Source organism: Caulobacter sp. 05T431, from assembly GCF_056665975.1.
The window spans coordinates 70,906-84,476 of record NZ_JBFTKU010000024.1 but is presented as its reverse complement, the minus strand read 5'-3'; the positions used below and the strand labels follow the sequence as shown (position 1 = coordinate 84,476).

General features: G+C 70.7%; 16 protein-coding genes and 1 other RNA gene. 13 read left to right on the top strand and 4 right to left on the bottom strand.

Annotated elements, in window-relative coordinates; genetic code table 11:
• Positions 1–615 (bottom strand): c-type cytochrome (locus tag AC1U89_RS20150; protein WP_479901426.1); only part of this gene is annotated, 615 nt, incomplete at its 3' end.
• Between the two features lie 159 nt (positions 616–774).
• On the opposite strand from AC1U89_RS20150, the gene AC1U89_RS20145 reads away from it, so the two are divergent.
• From AC1U89_RS20145 to AC1U89_RS20130, 4 genes are all read left to right on the top strand, one after another.
• Positions 775–1,515, top strand: a complete 741-nt coding sequence (locus AC1U89_RS20145; RefSeq protein ID WP_479901425.1) for a 3-deoxy-manno-octulosonate cytidylyltransferase — start codon at positions 775–777, stop codon at positions 1,513–1,515.
• On the top strand, positions 1,512–2,360 hold the full coding sequence (locus AC1U89_RS20140; protein ID WP_479901424.1) for a prephenate dehydratase: 849 nt from the start codon (positions 1,512–1,514) through the stop codon (positions 2,358–2,360). The genes AC1U89_RS20145 and AC1U89_RS20140 overlap by 4 nt, the downstream gene beginning before the upstream one ends.
• A gap of 82 nt (positions 2,361–2,442) precedes the next feature.
• Positions 2,443–2,895 (top strand): hypothetical protein, encoded by a 453-nt coding sequence (locus AC1U89_RS20135; protein WP_479901423.1) that lies wholly within the window; start codon positions 2,443–2,445, stop codon positions 2,893–2,895.
• A gap of 89 nt (positions 2,896–2,984) precedes the next feature.
• Positions 2,985–3,401 (top strand): MAPEG family protein, encoded by a 417-nt coding sequence (locus AC1U89_RS20130; RefSeq protein WP_479901422.1) that lies wholly within the window; start codon positions 2,985–2,987, stop codon positions 3,399–3,401.
• A gap of 59 nt (positions 3,402–3,460) precedes the next feature.
• On the opposite strand, the gene nudC is transcribed toward AC1U89_RS20130, so the two are convergent.
• A complete protein-coding gene (nudC, locus tag AC1U89_RS20125; protein WP_479901421.1) occupies positions 3,461–4,402 on the bottom strand; it encodes an NAD(+) diphosphatase in 942 nt (313 codons plus the stop codon).
• Between the two features lie 91 nt (positions 4,403–4,493).
• Here nudC and ffs point away from each other — a divergent pair.
• The 5 genes from ffs to recR all read left to right on the top strand — a co-directional run bounded on the left by ffs (position 4,494) and on the right by recR (position 8,103).
• Positions 4,494–4,586: signal recognition particle sRNA small type (gene ffs / locus AC1U89_RS20120), an RNA gene on the top strand.
• Between the two features lie 84 nt (positions 4,587–4,670).
• Positions 4,671–6,536, top strand: coding sequence for a DNA polymerase III subunit gamma/tau (locus AC1U89_RS20115; RefSeq protein ID WP_479901420.1), 1,866 nt, complete (start codon positions 4,671–4,673; stop codon positions 6,534–6,536).
• 34 nt (positions 6,537–6,570) lie between these two features.
• Positions 6,571–6,900, top strand: coding sequence for a YbaB/EbfC family nucleoid-associated protein (locus tag AC1U89_RS20110; protein WP_479901419.1), 330 nt, complete (start codon positions 6,571–6,573; stop codon positions 6,898–6,900).
• Positions 6,901–7,063: 163 nt separating this feature from the next.
• On the top strand, positions 7,064–7,501 hold the full coding sequence (locus AC1U89_RS20105) for a nuclear transport factor 2 family protein (RefSeq protein ID WP_479901418.1): 438 nt from the start codon (positions 7,064–7,066) through the stop codon (positions 7,499–7,501).
• The gene (gene recR / locus AC1U89_RS20100; RefSeq protein ID WP_029908863.1) at positions 7,501–8,103 is read left to right on the top strand and encodes a recombination mediator RecR; all 603 of its coding nucleotides are present in this window, start codon (positions 7,501–7,503) and stop codon (positions 8,101–8,103) included. Before AC1U89_RS20105 ends, recR begins: the two co-directional genes overlap by 1 nt.
• Positions 8,104–8,198: 95 nt before the next feature.
• On the opposite strand, the gene AC1U89_RS20095 is transcribed toward recR, so the two are convergent.
• Positions 8,199–9,113, bottom strand: coding sequence for a Rossmann-like and DUF2520 domain-containing protein (locus AC1U89_RS20095; protein WP_479901417.1), 915 nt, complete (start codon positions 9,111–9,113; stop codon positions 8,199–8,201).
• A 79-nt stretch (positions 9,114–9,192) separates the two neighbouring features.
• Between AC1U89_RS20095 and AC1U89_RS20090 the strand changes: the two genes are divergently transcribed.
• Together AC1U89_RS20090 and def are read left to right on the top strand one after the other, a co-directional pair.
• Positions 9,193–10,491, top strand: a complete 1,299-nt coding sequence (locus AC1U89_RS20090) for a DNA recombination protein RmuC (RefSeq protein ID WP_479901416.1) — start codon at positions 9,193–9,195, stop codon at positions 10,489–10,491.
• A gap of 124 nt (positions 10,492–10,615) precedes the next feature.
• Positions 10,616–11,137: a peptide deformylase gene (gene def, locus AC1U89_RS20085; RefSeq protein ID WP_479901415.1), complete on the top strand. Its 522-nt coding sequence runs from the start codon at positions 10,616–10,618 to the stop codon at positions 11,135–11,137.
• Between the two features lie 146 nt (positions 11,138–11,283).
• On the opposite strand, the gene AC1U89_RS20080 is transcribed toward def, so the two are convergent.
• The gene (locus tag AC1U89_RS20080) at positions 11,284–11,643 is read right to left on the bottom strand and encodes a cell surface protein (RefSeq protein WP_479901414.1); all 360 of its coding nucleotides are present in this window, start codon (positions 11,641–11,643) and stop codon (positions 11,284–11,286) included.
• Between the two features lie 118 nt (positions 11,644–11,761).
• Between AC1U89_RS20080 and fmt the strand changes: the two genes are divergently transcribed.
• A complete protein-coding gene (gene fmt, locus AC1U89_RS20075) occupies positions 11,762–12,688 on the top strand; it encodes a methionyl-tRNA formyltransferase (protein WP_479901413.1) in 927 nt (308 codons plus the stop codon).
• Positions 12,688–13,437, top strand: coding sequence for a tRNA pseudouridine(38-40) synthase TruA (truA, locus tag AC1U89_RS20070; RefSeq protein ID WP_479901412.1), 750 nt, complete (start codon positions 12,688–12,690; stop codon positions 13,435–13,437). Before fmt ends, truA begins: the two co-directional genes overlap by 1 nt.
• The last annotated feature ends 134 nt before the right edge of the window (positions 13,438–13,571 follow it).

The following is a 13,571-nucleotide window of genomic DNA, read 5'->3' as shown; positions in this document are numbered from 1 at the left end:
CACCGGAGCCGCGCCCGAGGCGGCGGCGCCAGCCGCGGCGGGAGCGCCGGCGGCCGGAGCCGGAGCCGCGCCGGCCGGCTTCGGAGCCGGGATCGGCAGGGTCGAGCCCAGGCTGTGCAGATAGGCGATGATGGCGATCCGGTCTTCCTGCTTCTTCAGGCCGACGAAGGTCATCTTGGTGCCCGAGACGTCCTTGCCCGGCGCCTTCAGGAAGGTGTCGAGGTGGTCGTAGTCCCAGACCGGGTTCTTGGCGCCGAAATCGACCATGGCCGACGAATAGGCGAAGCCCGGGTGGGTGCCGGGCTTGCGGCCCACCACGCCGAACAGGCCCGGACCCGTGTGATTCTCGGGCGTGAAGTTGTGACACGAGGCGCACTTGGCGCTGACGGCCTGGCCGGCGGCGACGTTGGCCGGGGTCAGGACGCTGCCCCAGTCGGGCGCGACCTCGGCGGCGGCGGCGCCTTCACCGGCCTCTTCGGCGACAGCGATCTCGTAGCCCGGCTTTTCCAGCTCGTGCTTGGCGAAAAGGATGTCCGAGCCTTCCTTGAGACCGAAAATGATCAGCCCCGTCATCAGGACGCCGCCGAAGATCTTGTTGAACGTCAGGTCGCTCATCTAAAGCCTTACCAGCCTCTTGGGGGCCGTCTGACGACAGGCCCGAAATCCGCGCCCGGAGGTTTCCCCCGCGCGCTCCATGTTGCGCTCGCGTCTCTTACACGCTACCGCCCGGGGCGCAACCGGGCAGCAACGGTTTTGACCCCGCATCGGCCACTCATGAACCCCATCGTCGTCATTCCAGCCCGCATGGCGGCCACCCGCCTCCCCGACAAGCCCCTGGCCGACATCGGCGGCGTGTCGATGATCGTGCGCGTGCTGCGCCAGGCCCAGGCGGCGGGAATCGGCCCGGTGGCGGTGGCGGCCGGCGACATCTCGATCGTCCACGCGGTCAAGAAGGCCGGCGGCGTGGCGGTGCTGACCGATCCGCGCCTGCCCTCGGGCTCGGACCGCATCCTGGCCGCCCTGGAGGTCCTGGACCCCGAGCGCCGCCACGACGTGGTCATCAACCTGCAGGGCGACATGCCGTTCGTGCAGCCCTCGGTGCTGAGCGCCTGCGCTGACCTGCTGGGCGCCCATCCCAGCTGCGACATCGCCACGGTGGTGGCGCCGGAAGCCTCGCCCGCCGACCGGTCCAACCCCGACGTGGTCAAGGCCGTGCTGGCCATGGAGCAGGACGGCCTGTCGGGCCGCGCCCTCTATTTCACCCGCTCCACCCTCTACGGCGACGCGCCGATCTGGCGGCACATCGGCATCTACGGCTATCGCCGCGCCGCCCTGGAAGCCTTCAACGCCGCCCCGCCCTCGCCGCTGGAGAAGCGCGAGAAGCTGGAGCAGCTGCGCGCCATGGAGCTGGGCCTGCAGCTGCGCGCCGCCGTGGCCGGCGAGGCCCCGATCTCCGTCGACAATCCTTCCGACCTCGAAGCGGCGCGCGCCTACGCGGCCGGGATCAAAGCATGAGCATCCTCAAGAAGATCGCCTTCCAGGGCGAGCCCGGCGCCAACAGCCACGAGGCCTGCCGCACCTATTTCCCCGACTACGAGGCCGTGCCCTGCGCCACCTTCGAGGAGGCGTTCGAGGCCATCAAGTCGGGCGCCTGCCAGCTGGGCATGATCCCGATCGAGAACTCGATCGCCGGCCGCGTGGCCGACGTCCACCATCTCTTGCCTGCTTCGGGATTGCAGATCATCGGCGAGCGCTTCAAGCCGATCCGCTTCCAGCTGATGGCCAACAAGGGCGTGACGCTGGAGACGGTGAAGATCGCCAGCTCGATGCCGATCGCGCTCAGCCAGTGCCGCCACAGCCTCAAGAAGTTGGGCCTGGCCCACGAGAGCGCGGGCGACACGGCCGGCGCCGCCAAGGCCCTGGCCCTGAAGCCCGACCCGACCCGCGCCGCCGTGGCCCCGGCCCTGGCCGCCGAGATCTACGGCCTGGACATCCTGGCCAAGGACATCGAGGACGAGCGCAACAACACCACGCGCTTCCTGGTGATGACGGCCGACAAGTCGCCGGCCGCGCCGCCGTTCACCCACCGCTGCGTGACCAGCTTCGTGTTCAAGGTCCGCAACCTGCCGGCCGCCCTCTACAAGGCGCTGGGCGGGTTCGCGACCAACGGCGTCAACATGACCAAGCTGGAAAGCTACATGGAGGGCGGGGCCTTCACGGCCACCTTCTTCTACGCCGAGGTCGACGGCCGCCCCGAGGATCGTCCGCTGGCCCTGGCCTTCGACGAGCTGAAGTTCTTCTCCGAGAAGTTCGAGGTGCTGGGCGTCTATCCGGCGGACCCGTTCCGGGATCGGGTCTAGGCGGCGTTGCGCCGACCTTGGGTTGTCTCTAGCTTGACCTTGAACGCGGCCGCTTCGGGCCGCGCTCGGGGGGACTAGAGTGATGAAGAGCTTGGCGTGGATCCTGGGCCTGGCGGGCGGCGCGGTGCTGGTCGGGGCGATCGGCCTAGCGATCTGGGCGGGCATGCCGGCCAATCCGCTGACCACCTTCGGCCTCCTGGTGATCACGGCCGGCCTGCTGACCAAGATGATCTACCTGGCGCTGATCGGCCTGGGGATCTGGATCGCGACCCTCGCGGTCGGCAGCCTGACGAAGGGGCGCGCCGACGATCCCTCGGCGCTGTCGATCCTCAGCCTCCTGCCGCCCGGCCTTGGGCTGGTGGCGACGCTGTTCTCGATCCTGTCCATCGTCCGGGCCATGCAGGCCACGCGCACCCGCGAACTGATCGTGATCGCGCCCGGCCTGGCCGAAGCGCTGACGCCCCTGGGCGTCGGCCTGCTGCTCGGCGCGATCCCCGCCGCGATCCGGGCTCGCTTCTCGCCCGCGGCGGCCTGACCTGGCCTGACGTCGCGGCAGGCTTCGCCATAACGGCGTTCCGCGACTAACCTCCCCGGCATAAGCAAGAGTTCCGGGGAGGGAACGACATGAACACCCTGATCGCGCCGGTGATAGCGCTTGTGGCCTGGTCGCTGGTGATCTGGCTGTGGATGTACGTCCAGCGGATGCCGGCCATGAGCAAGGCCGGGATCAAGCCGCAGGACGCGGCCTTTCCGGGCAGCCTGAACGGCCTGCCCGCGCCGGCCCGCCAGGCGGCCGACAACTACAACCACCTGATGGAGCAGCCGACGATCTTCTACGCGGCCGCCCTGGCCATCCAGGTCGCCGGCCACGGCGACGCCCTGGCGGTCAAGCTGGCCTGGGCGTACGTCGCGCTGCGCGTGCTGCACAGCCTGGTCCAGGCCAGCGTCAACATCGTGCTGGTGCGCTTCCTGCTGTTCTCGCTGTCGACCATCGCCCTGGCGTGGATGGTGGTGCGGGAGCTGCTGGTGCTGTTCGGCTAGGCGAGCCCACCCGCCAAGGTCCTCCCCACAGGGGGAGGACCTTGAAGGCGCGGAGGAACTTACTCCCCCTCCGCCCAGGCCTTGATCAGCTGGTGCGCGATGGCCAGCGGCGGCGGGGCGAAGAAGCCTTCCAACTCACCGCGGATCAGGGCCTTGGCCTCGTCTTTGGTGAACCACTTCACCGCCTCCAGCTCGGTCTGGTCGGGCGCGGCCACGTCGCTGTCGACGTCGGCCATCAGGCCCATCATCAGCGACGAGGGCCACGGCCAGGGCTGGCTGGAGTGGTAGCGGACGGCCGTGGCGGTCAGGCCGGCCTCTTCCATCAGTTCGCGGGCGCAGGCCTCCTCGATGGTCTCGCCGGGCTCCACGAAGCCGGCCAGGGCCGAGTACATGCCGGGCGGCCACATCGCCTGGCGACCCAGCAGGCAGCGGCCCTCGTGCAGGGCCAGCATGATCGCCACGGGGTCGGTGCGCGGGAAGTGCTCGGTCTGGCAGGACGAGCACTGCCGCTTCCAGCCGCCGTCGGTGACATTGGTCTCCTGGCCGCAGTTGCTGCACCACTTGTGCTTGCGCCGCCATTCGAACATCGACTTGGCGGTGGCCAGGATGCCGGCGTCGGGCGGCGGCAGGGTCAGGGCGACGCCGCGCAGCTCCTCGAACCGGCCMAGCCCCTGCAGCGGCCCCTCGGCCGGGTCGGCCCCGCCCTCCAGGTCGACGGCGAACACCGCGATGTCCTTCCACAGGCCCAGGAACAGCAGGCGCTCGGGCGTGGCCGACAGGTCCTTGGCCATGTCGGCCCGCAGATAGGCGATCTGGGCCCCGCTGACCTTGCCTTCCTCGTCGGTGATGTCCTCGACAAGGGCCTTGCCGTTCCAGATGGCCACGGCCAGCGAATGCGGGTCGTCGGCCTTCTCGGCCAGCCAGGCCTCGTCGCCCCGGCGCTCGCTGGCGCGGTCGAGCGGATTGCCGGCGAAGATGTTGGTGATGATCGAGAGGGCCATGACGATTCTCTAACATCCGCGACCAAGAGTCGTCACGGCTCCTGCCCTTGTGACTTGCATCGGGGGCGATGAGTCGCGATATAGGCCTCGGAGATCGGCGACGGGCGGAGTCCTCGCCAACCTGGTCAGGGCCGAGAGGCAGCAGCCACAACGAGTTTCGCTCCGGGTCGTCTGCCGGTCTCCACCTTTCCCCACATTCTGTCAGCTTCTGAGCGTCAAGCGCGGCGCGAGCCTTTTGCTGCGCCCTTCCGCACACTACACTTGCCCCATGGCCGACCACGACGACCTCACGACCGATTCCGCGCCGCCGTGGGATGAAGAGCCCGCCGAACGCGACGAGAACACCGTCGACATCTTCGGCGGTCCTCCCGCCGACGAGCCGCTGCAAGCCGGAACGCCCGACTCCGCGCCCGCCGCGCCGGCTCCGGCCGCCCCGCCGACCGCCGAGAGCCTCGGCGACCCCGACGCCGCCTACACCGTGCTGGCGCGCAAGTACCGGCCGCGCACCTTCGAGGACCTGATCGGCCAGGAGGCCATGGTCCGCACCCTGGCCAACGCCTTCTCKACCGGCCGCATCGCCCACGCCTTCATGCTCACCGGCGTGCGGGGCGTCGGCAAGACCACGACCGCCCGCCTGCTGGCCCGGGCCCTGAACTACGAGACCGACACCGTCCACGGCCCCTCGGTCGACCTGACCGTCGAGGGGCGGCACTGCAAGGCGATCATCGAAGGCCGGCACATGGACGTGCTGGAGCTGGACGCCGCCAGCCGCACCAAGGTCGACGAGATGCGCGAGCTGCTGGACGGGGTGCGCTACGCCCCGGTCGAGGCGCGCTACAAGGTCTACATCATCGACGAAGTGCACATGCTGTCGACGGCGGCGTTCAACGCCCTGCTGAAGACGCTGGAAGAGCCGCCGCCGCACGCCAAGTTCATCTTCGCCACCACCGAGATCCGCAAGGTGCCGGTGACGATCCTGTCGCGCACCCAGCGCTTCGACCTGCGCCGGGTCGAGCCGGACGTGCTGGTCAAGCACTTCGGCCGGATCGCCGCCAAGGAAGGGGCCAAGGTCGAGGAGGACGGCCTGGCCCTGATCGCCCGGGCCGCCGAGGGTTCGGTGCGCGACGGCCTGTCGCTGCTGGACCAGGCCATCGTCCAGGGCGAGCGGGGCTCGACCGTCACCGCCGCCGTGGTCCGCGACATGCTGGGCCTGGCCGATCGCGGCCAGACGATCGCCTTGTTCGAGAACGTCATGAGCGGCAAGCCCGGCGAGTCGCTGAAGGGCTTCCGGGCCTTGTGGGGCTTCGGCGCCGATCCGGCGGTGGTCATGCTGGACCTGCTGGACCACTGCCACGCCGCGTCGGTGGCCAAGGCCCTGGGGCCGGACGCCCTGTCCATGCCCAAGGAGCAGGCCGCGCGATTGACCGCCATTGGGGCCCAGACCTCGCCGGGGACCCTGGCGCGCCTGTGGCAGATGCTGCTGAAGGCCCATGACGAGGTGCGCCGCGCGCCCGACGCCATGGCCGCGGCCGAGATGGCCATCATCCGCCTGTGCTACGCCGCCGACCTGCCCGGTCCCGAGGAAGCTCTGAAGGCCCTGCGCGACGGCCAGCCCGTGGGCGGCGGCCCGGGTGGTGGCGGCGGTGGCGGTTCGATCGGCGGCGGCGGAGGCGGCGGGGCCGTCAACGCCCAGGCCCGGGTGATGGCCGCGCCGGCCGCCCAGGCCGCCCCGACCCTCGCCTCGTTCGAGGACGTGGTGAAGCTGATCGCCGAGAAGCGCGACATCGGCCTGCGTCTCGACGTCGAGCAATATGTCCGCCCGATCAGCTTCCGCCCCGGCGCCATCACCTTCGAGGCCGCCCCCGGCGCGCCCGGCAACCTGGCCGGACGCCTGGTCCGCGCGCTGAAGGAGTGGACCGGCCAGCCCTGGCTGGTGGCGGCCGAGGGCGGCGGCGGGGCCGAGAGCCTGATGGAGCGCCAGAAGCGCGAGCAGCGCGAGGAGATGGACGCGATCCGCTCGGATCCCTTCGTCGCCTCGGTGCTGGACGCCTTCCCCGGCGCCGAGATCGTCGAGGTCCGCACGATCATGACGCCCGAGGCGCCGCCGATCGAACCGGACGAACTGGAAGAATGACGCCGCGCGCGTCCCTGAGAACTGGAGTGACCCCATGAAAGACCTCGGCGGCCTGATGAAGCAGGCCCAGGCCATGCAGCAGAAGCTGGCCGACGCTCAGGCCAAGATCCTCGAACTGACGGCCGAAGGGACCGCCGGCGGCGGCATGGTCACCGTCACGCTCCGGGGCTCGGGCGAGCTGGTCAAGGTGGTGCTGGACGAGGAGCTGATCCAGCCCGGCGAGGGCGAGGTGATCGCCGACCTGATCGTCGCCGCCCACGCCGTGGCCCTGTCCAAGCTGAACGGCCAGCGCGAGCAGATGCTGCAGGAAGCCGCGGGCCCGATGGCCGGCATGATGGGCGGCCTGCCGGGCATGAAGTTCTAGGGCTCATTTTGACTACCGCTCATCCCGGCGAACGCCGGGACCCAGATCCTATGGCGGTGTGGATGATTGGAAGAACTCAGCGCTCTTGGCGTCAGCCTCKAAGCCATTCCATCTGGGTCCCGGCATTCGCCGGGATGAGCGGATTTAGGGGACAATGGACACCATGCTCCACCTTCGCGCAGCCCTGATCGCCATGGCGCTGGCCGTCCCGGCGACCGCCCTGGCGGCGCCCCTGCCGGCCGACCTGGCCGCGGCGGCGCACGCCTATGACGCGGCCCAGGTGAACGGCGACCGCGCGGCGCTGGAGCGGCTGGTGGCCGACGACTACGTGCTGGTGAACGGCGCGGGCCAGGTCCAGGACAAGGCGCGGCTGATCGCCGACTACGTGGCCCCGGGCTTCAAGCTGGACCCGTTCACGATCGAGGAGCCGGTCGAGAAGGTGTTCGGCGACACCGCGCTGCTGGGCGGCCGGGTCAACATGACCGGGACCGACGGCGGCCAGCGCTTCGCCCTGGTCGTGCGCTTTGTCGACACCTGGGCCAAGCGCGACGGCCAGTGGCGAGTGGTCTATTCGCAGGTCACGCGGGTCGCGAAACCCTGATGGCCGCCTCCGCCGGACCCGAGATCGAGCGCCTCATCGCCCTGCTGTCCAAGCTGCCGGGCCTGGGCCCGCGCTCGGGCCGCCGCGCGGCCCTGGCGCTGCTGAAGAAGCGCGACACCTTGCTGGCCCCGCTGACGGCGGCGATGGTCGAGGCCCAGGCCAAGGTGCGCACCTGTTCGGTGTGCGGCTCGCTCGACACCTCGGACCCCTGCGCCATCTGCTCGGACGCCACGCGCGACAACCGCCTGCTGTGCGTGGTCGAGGAGGTCGGCTCGGTCTGGGCCATGGAGCGCGGCGGCTCGTTCAAGGGCCGCTACCACGTGCTGGGCGGCCTGCTGTCGGCCCTGGACGGGATCGGTCCCGAGGCGCTGCGGGTGGGCGAGCTGTTGGGCCGGGCGAACGCCAGCGAGATCGCCGAGGTGATCCTGGCCCTGCCGGCCACCGTCGACGGCCAGACCACGGCCCACTACCTGGCCGACCGCCTGGCGCCGACCGGCGTCTCGGTGACCATGCTGGCCCGCGGCGTGCCCGTGGGCGGCGACCTGGACTGGTTGGACGACGGGACCATCGCCCAGGCGCTGCGGGCGCGTCGGCCGGCTTAGGTCGGTGGCTCACCCGCTTGCCCCCACCTGACCGCTTCGCGGTCTGTCGCGGCGAGGGGGCGGAGGATGCGCCGCGCTGACCGAGCCTCCGCCCCCTATGGGGGCGGACAGGCGACGCAGTCGCCAGGTGGGGGCAAGGGGGTGCGCAACTCGCGTTTCAGCACGGCCTCCACCGCCCCCAAATCCAACCCCGGCGTCTTGCGCCGCGCCAACTCCACCGTCTTCCGCCCCAGCGCCGCGTAAAGCTCGGCGAGCCCCGCGTCCCGCTCCGCCAGCGCCTCCACCTGGGCCGCCACGGTCGCCGCGTCCCCGCGCGCGATCGGCCCGGTCAGCGCCGCCACTGGACCCTTGTCGAGGATCGCGGCCAGGGCGTCGCGCAGGATGGGCGACAGGATCTTCAGGGCGGTCTCGCCGTCGATCCCGGCCGCCGCGTGCGCGTCCAGCCCGGCCTGGACCAGGGCCGCCAGGTAGTTCGAGGCGAACACCGTCCCCGCGTGATAGAGCCGCCGGTCGACGCCCTCCGGCAGCACGACCGGCGCGCCGCCGATGGCCGCCACGGCCGGGGCCAGCGCCGCCAGGGCCGCGTCGTCGCCCTGCAGGGTGCAGACCACGCCCTCGAAGGTCTCGATCTCCCGCGCCGGATCGGCGAAGGCCTTGACCGGATGCAGGGCCGCCACCGCCGCCCCGCGCCGGCGCAGGGGCTCCAGCGGCGCCAAGTCCCGCGCCCCGCTGCAATGGAAGACGACCAGGCCCGCCGGATCGACGCCCTCGGCCAGGGCGGCGGCGACCGCGTCGATCTCGCCGTCGCGCGTCGAGATCATCACCAAATCGCCGGCCGACGGCGTGGCCGCGTCCACCGTCTCGCCGCCGCCGATGAAGGCCCGCGCCGCCTCGGCGCCCTCACGCGACCGTCCGACGATCCCGGCGATCTCGAAGGCGGCGCGGTCGTGGAACAGCCGGCCCAGGGTCTTGCCGACCGCGCCGGGCCCGATGATCCAGAGTCGTGACATGCGCCCCTCTCTAGCCGCTCGCCGCCGGGCTTTCGAGCGCGCCCTTCCTGGAACCGCCGACTCCGGCTAAGAACGGAGCATGAACTTCTCCGATCCGTTCCTGATCCTCGCCCTGGTCCTGCTGCTGGCGGCCGTCGCCGCCGGGGCGTTCGCCGTGTGGGCGCTGCGCCGCGCCACCGAGGCGGAAGGGAAGGCCTGGCGGTTGAACGAGCAGCTGGTCCAGGCCGGCGAGCGCGCGCGGCTGCTGGAGGATCAGGCCGCCACCCAGGCCGAGCTGATCCGCGCCCAGGCCGCCCAGCAGGCGACCATGACCGCCAACACCGTGGCCGAGGCGCTGATCAAGCGCACCGAGGAGAACTTCAAGAGCCGCGAACTGCTGAGCCAGCAGCGGCTGGAAGCCCAGCTCAAGCCGGTGGCCGAGACCCTGGCCAAGTTCGAGGCCCAGGTCACCGCCGTCGAGAAGGCCCGCGCCGAGGAGACCGGCGGCCTCAAGGCCCAGATCGCCGCCCTGATGGAGGCCTCGACCGCCACCCAGTTCGAGGCCCGCAAGCTGTCGGCCGCTCTGCGACGCGGGGCCGGCGTCCAGGGCCGCTGGGGCGAGCAGACCCTGCGTAACGTGCTGGAGGCCGCCGGCCTCAACACCCGCTTCGACTTCGAGGAGCAGTTCAGCGTCGAGAGCGACGAGGGCCGCCGCCGCCCCGACGTGAAGGTCAAGATGCCCGGCGGCGGGGTGTTCGTGATCGACGCCAAGTGCTCGCTGAACGCCTTCCTCGAGGCCCAAGAGGCCACCGAGGAGCACCTGCGCGAAAGCGCCCTGGCGCGTCACGCCGCCAGCGTCCGCGCCCACATGCAGGGCCTGTCCGCCAAGGCCTATTGGGACCAGTTCGCGTCCGAGGGCTCGCCCGACTTCGTGGCCATGTTCGTGCCCGGCGACGGCTTTCTCGCGGCCGCCCTGGACCGCCTGCCCGACCTGATGACCGAGGCCATGGATCGCCGGGTGCTGCTGGTCACCCCGACGACCCTGTTCGCCCTGTGCAAGGCCGTCGCCTACGGCTGGCGGGCCGAGGACCAGGCCAAGAACGCCGCCAACATCGTCGCGGTGGGCCGCGAGCTCTACAAGCGCATCGCCGTGATGGGCGCCCACGCCGGCTCGGTGGGCAAGGCGCTGGAGGCGGCGGTGGGCCGCTACAACCAGTTCGTCGGCTCGCTGGAGAGCCAGGTCCTGACCCAGGCCCGCCGCTTCGAGGACCTGTCGGTCGACCACGAGGGCAAGGAGATCTCGGAGCTGGCCCCGGTGGAGGGCTCGGTGCGGCCGCTGATCAAGCTGGCGTCCAGCGAGGCGGCCGATGAAACGCCGAAGCTGCAGGCGAAGTCCTAGGTCCCTTATCTCCGCTCATCCCGGCGAATGCCGGGATCAGCGGATTTTGAAACGGGTGTGACCACTCGCCGCGTCCCTCCGTCGCCTTGACCCCGGGCGGCGCGGCGCTTACCTGACAGTCGTTATGGCCATCCGTCGCATCCTCACCGTCGATAATTCCGCCGATCTGGCGATCCTGAAGCAGGTCTCCAAGGACGTGCCCGCCGTCACCGATGAGCTGCGCGCCTTGATGGATGACATGCTGGAGACGATGTACGACGCCCCGGGCATCGGCCTGGCCGCCGTGCAGGTCGGCGAGCTGGTCAACGTGATCGTCATGGACCTGGCCCGCGAGGGCGAGGAGCCGGCCCCCCGCTACTTCGTCAATCCGAAGATCACCTGGGAGTCCGAGGAGCTGTTCTCGTACGAGGAAGGCTGCCTGTCGGTGCCCGAGGTCTACGACGCCGTCGAGCGTCCGGCCCGCGTGAAGCTGACCTATCTGGACTACAAGGGCCAGCCGATCGAGGAAGAGGCCGACGGCATGTACGCCGTCTGCATCCAGCACKAGATGGACCACCTGAAGGGCGTGCTGTTCATCGACCACCTGTCGCGCCTGAAGCGCGACCGGGCCATCACCAAGGTCAAGAAGGCGCGTCGCGCGGCCTGATCTTAGCTCCGCTCATCCCGGCGAATGCCGGGACCCAGATGGAATAGCTGTGAAGCGGGTTCCTCGGGCGCAGCGCTGATCCAGTCAGATGCAACGCCATAGGATCTGGGTCCCGGCATTCGCCGGGATGAGCGGATTCTTAGGCCCTACTTCGTCGCCTCGTGGACGTTCTTCTTGGCGTCCGCGCCGGCCTTCTTGGCGTCGGCGTTGATGTCGGCCGCGGCTTCCTTGGTCTCCTGACCGGCCTTGGCGCCGGCTTCCTTGGCCTTGTCGACCGCCTCGCCGGCCGCGACCTTGGCGTCGGCGGCGGCTTCCTCGGTGCTTTCCTTCAGGGCCGTGCCGGCTTCCTTGACGTCGGGGTCGTTCTTGATGTCGACGGCGGCCTGCTTGATCTCGGTGCCGGCGGCCTTGGCGCCTTCCTTGATCTGGGTGGCGTGCTCGTCCGAGCAGGCGGCCAGCGACAGGGCGGCCAGGCCGGCGACGGCGAAGAGGGCGATGGAGCGCATGGCGTTTCCTCCTGGAAATGGCGTCGCCCATAGAACGGCGGTCCATGGTCGAGGTTCCGACTCATGTCGCACCCCTCTCGGCCTTCCTAAGGAGGACCGGGCCGTCTAAACGTCCGCCATGCGCCTCGCCTTCCTCGGAACCCCCGATTTCTCCGTCGCCTGCCTGGCCGAGCTCGTCGCCGCCGGCCACGAGATCGCCTGCGTCTATTCCCAGCCCCCCGCCCCGCGCGGCCGCGGCCAGGACCTCAAGCCCTCGCCGGTCCACGCCTTCGCCGAGAGCCTGGGCCTGCCCGTGCGCACGCCGGTGTCGATGAAGACCCCCGAGGAGATCGAGGCCTTCCAGGCCTTGGACCTCGACGCCGCCGTGGTGGTCGCCTTCGGACAGATCCTGGTGAAGGCCGTGCTCGACGCCCCGCGCCTGGGCTGTTTCAACCTGCACGCCAGCCTGCTGCCCCGCTGGCGCGGCGCCGCCCCGATCCAGCGGGCGATCATGGCCGGCGACGCGGTGACCGGCGTCCAGGTGATGCGGATGAGCGAGGGCCTGGACGAGGGCCCGGTGCTGATGGGCGAGCAGGTGCGGATCGACGCCCTGGAGACCGCCGGCAGCCTGCACGACAAGCTGGCCGCCGTCGGCTCGCGCATGCTGCCCGTCGCCCTGGCCGCCATCGAGCGCGGCGCGGTCCGCGAGGTCCCGCAGGCGGAAGAGGGCGTGACCTACGCCAAGAAGATCAAGTCGGCCGAGGCCCGCATCGACTGGACCCGCCCGGCCGCCGAGGTCGACCGTCACATCCGGGGGCTGTCGCCGTTCCCGGGCGCGTGGTTCGAAGCGCCGAGCGAGAAGGGGCCTGTGCGGGTGAAGGCTCTGCTGTCGCGCGTCGAGGACGCCGACGGCGTGGCGGCCGTTGCGCTGGACGACGCCCTGCTCATCGCCTGCGGAGACGGCGCGGTGCGCTTGCTCAAGGCCCAGCGCGAAGGCAAGGGCGTGCAGGAGGCCGAGGTCTTCCTGCGCGGCTTCCCGCTGGCGGCCGGGACGGTCCTGGCCTGATGCCCCGCTACCGCCTGACGATCGAATATGACGGCCGGCCCTATAACGGCTTCCAGGCCCAGGCCTCGCAGCCGTCGGTGCAGGGGGCGCTGGAGGCGGCGGTGAAGGCCTTCACCGGCCAGGACATCCGCGTGGCCGCCGCCGGCCGCACCGACACGGGCGTCCATGCGACGGGCCAGGTGGTGCATGTCGATCTCGAGCGCGACTGGCCGGCCGAGACGGTGATGAACGCCCTGAACGCCCACCTGACGCGCGAGGCGGTCAGCGTGCTGGACGCCTCGGTCGCGCCGGAAGGCTGGCACGCGCGGTTCTCGGCCAACGAGCGGCGCTACCTCTACCGCATCCTCAACCGCCGCGCCCCGCCGGCCCTGGACAAGGGCAAGGTCTGGCACATGAAGAAGGCCATCGACGCCGACGCCATGCACGCCGCCGCCCAGGTGCTGGTCGGGCTGCACGACTTCACGACCTTCCGCGACATGGCCTGCCAGTCGAAGTCGCCGCTGAAGACCCTGGACGTGGCCCGGATCAGCCGGGTCGGGGACGAGGTGCACCTGGTGTTCGAAGCCCGCTCGTTCCTGCATCGCCAGGTGCGGTCGATGACCGGCACCCTGGTCGAGGTCGGCGTCGGGCGCTGGACGGCCGACGATGTGCGGGCGGCGCTGGAGGCCAAGGACCGCACCGCCTGCGGGCCGGTGGCGCCGTCGGACGGGCTGTACCTGACGGGCGTGGGGTACGAGGGGGAGGGCTAAGCGCCCAGACCCATCCCAACGGTTGTCATCCCGGAAACGCGAAGCGTTGTCCGGGACCCAGGTGAACCGCACCGCCTTGGCCGAGTCCCCTGGGTCCCGGACAGCCTCTTCGAGGCTTCCGGGATGACAACGGT

Bases quoted from the DNA above. Each gene is read 5' to 3' on its own strand.
- AC1U89_RS20145 (WP_479901425.1), top strand. From the start codon at position 775: ATGAACCCCATCGTCGTCATTCCAGCCCGCATGGCGGCCACCCGCCTC.
- AC1U89_RS20090 (WP_479901416.1), top strand. From the start codon at position 9,193: ATGAACTTCTCCGATCCGTTCCTGATCCTCGCCCTGGTCCTGCTGCTG.
- AC1U89_RS20135 (WP_479901423.1), top strand. From the start codon at position 2,443: ATGAAGAGCTTGGCGTGGATCCTGGGCCTGGCGGGCGGCGCGGTGCTG.
- fmt (WP_479901413.1), top strand. From the start codon at position 11,762: ATGCGCCTCGCCTTCCTCGGAACCCCCGATTTCTCCGTCGCCTGCCTG.
- AC1U89_RS20140 (WP_479901424.1), top strand. From the start codon at position 1,512: ATGAGCATCCTCAAGAAGATCGCCTTCCAGGGCGAGCCCGGCGCCAAC.
- AC1U89_RS20105 (WP_479901418.1), top strand. From the start codon at position 7,064: ATGCTCCACCTTCGCGCAGCCCTGATCGCCATGGCGCTGGCCGTCCCG.
- AC1U89_RS20080 (WP_479901414.1), bottom strand. From the start codon at position 11,643: ATGCGCTCCATCGCCCTCTTCGCCGTCGCCGGCCTGGCCGCCCTGTCG.
- AC1U89_RS20130 (WP_479901422.1), top strand. From the start codon at position 2,985: ATGAACACCCTGATCGCGCCGGTGATAGCGCTTGTGGCCTGGTCGCTG.
- recR (WP_029908863.1), top strand. From the start codon at position 7,501: ATGGCCGCCTCCGCCGGACCCGAGATCGAGCGCCTCATCGCCCTGCTG.
- AC1U89_RS20110 (WP_479901419.1), top strand. From the start codon at position 6,571: ATGAAAGACCTCGGCGGCCTGATGAAGCAGGCCCAGGCCATGCAGCAG.
- truA (WP_479901412.1), top strand. From the start codon at position 12,688: ATGCCCCGCTACCGCCTGACGATCGAATATGACGGCCGGCCCTATAAC.
- AC1U89_RS20095 (WP_479901417.1), bottom strand. From the start codon at position 9,113: ATGTCACGACTCTGGATCATCGGGCCCGGCGCGGTCGGCAAGACCCTG.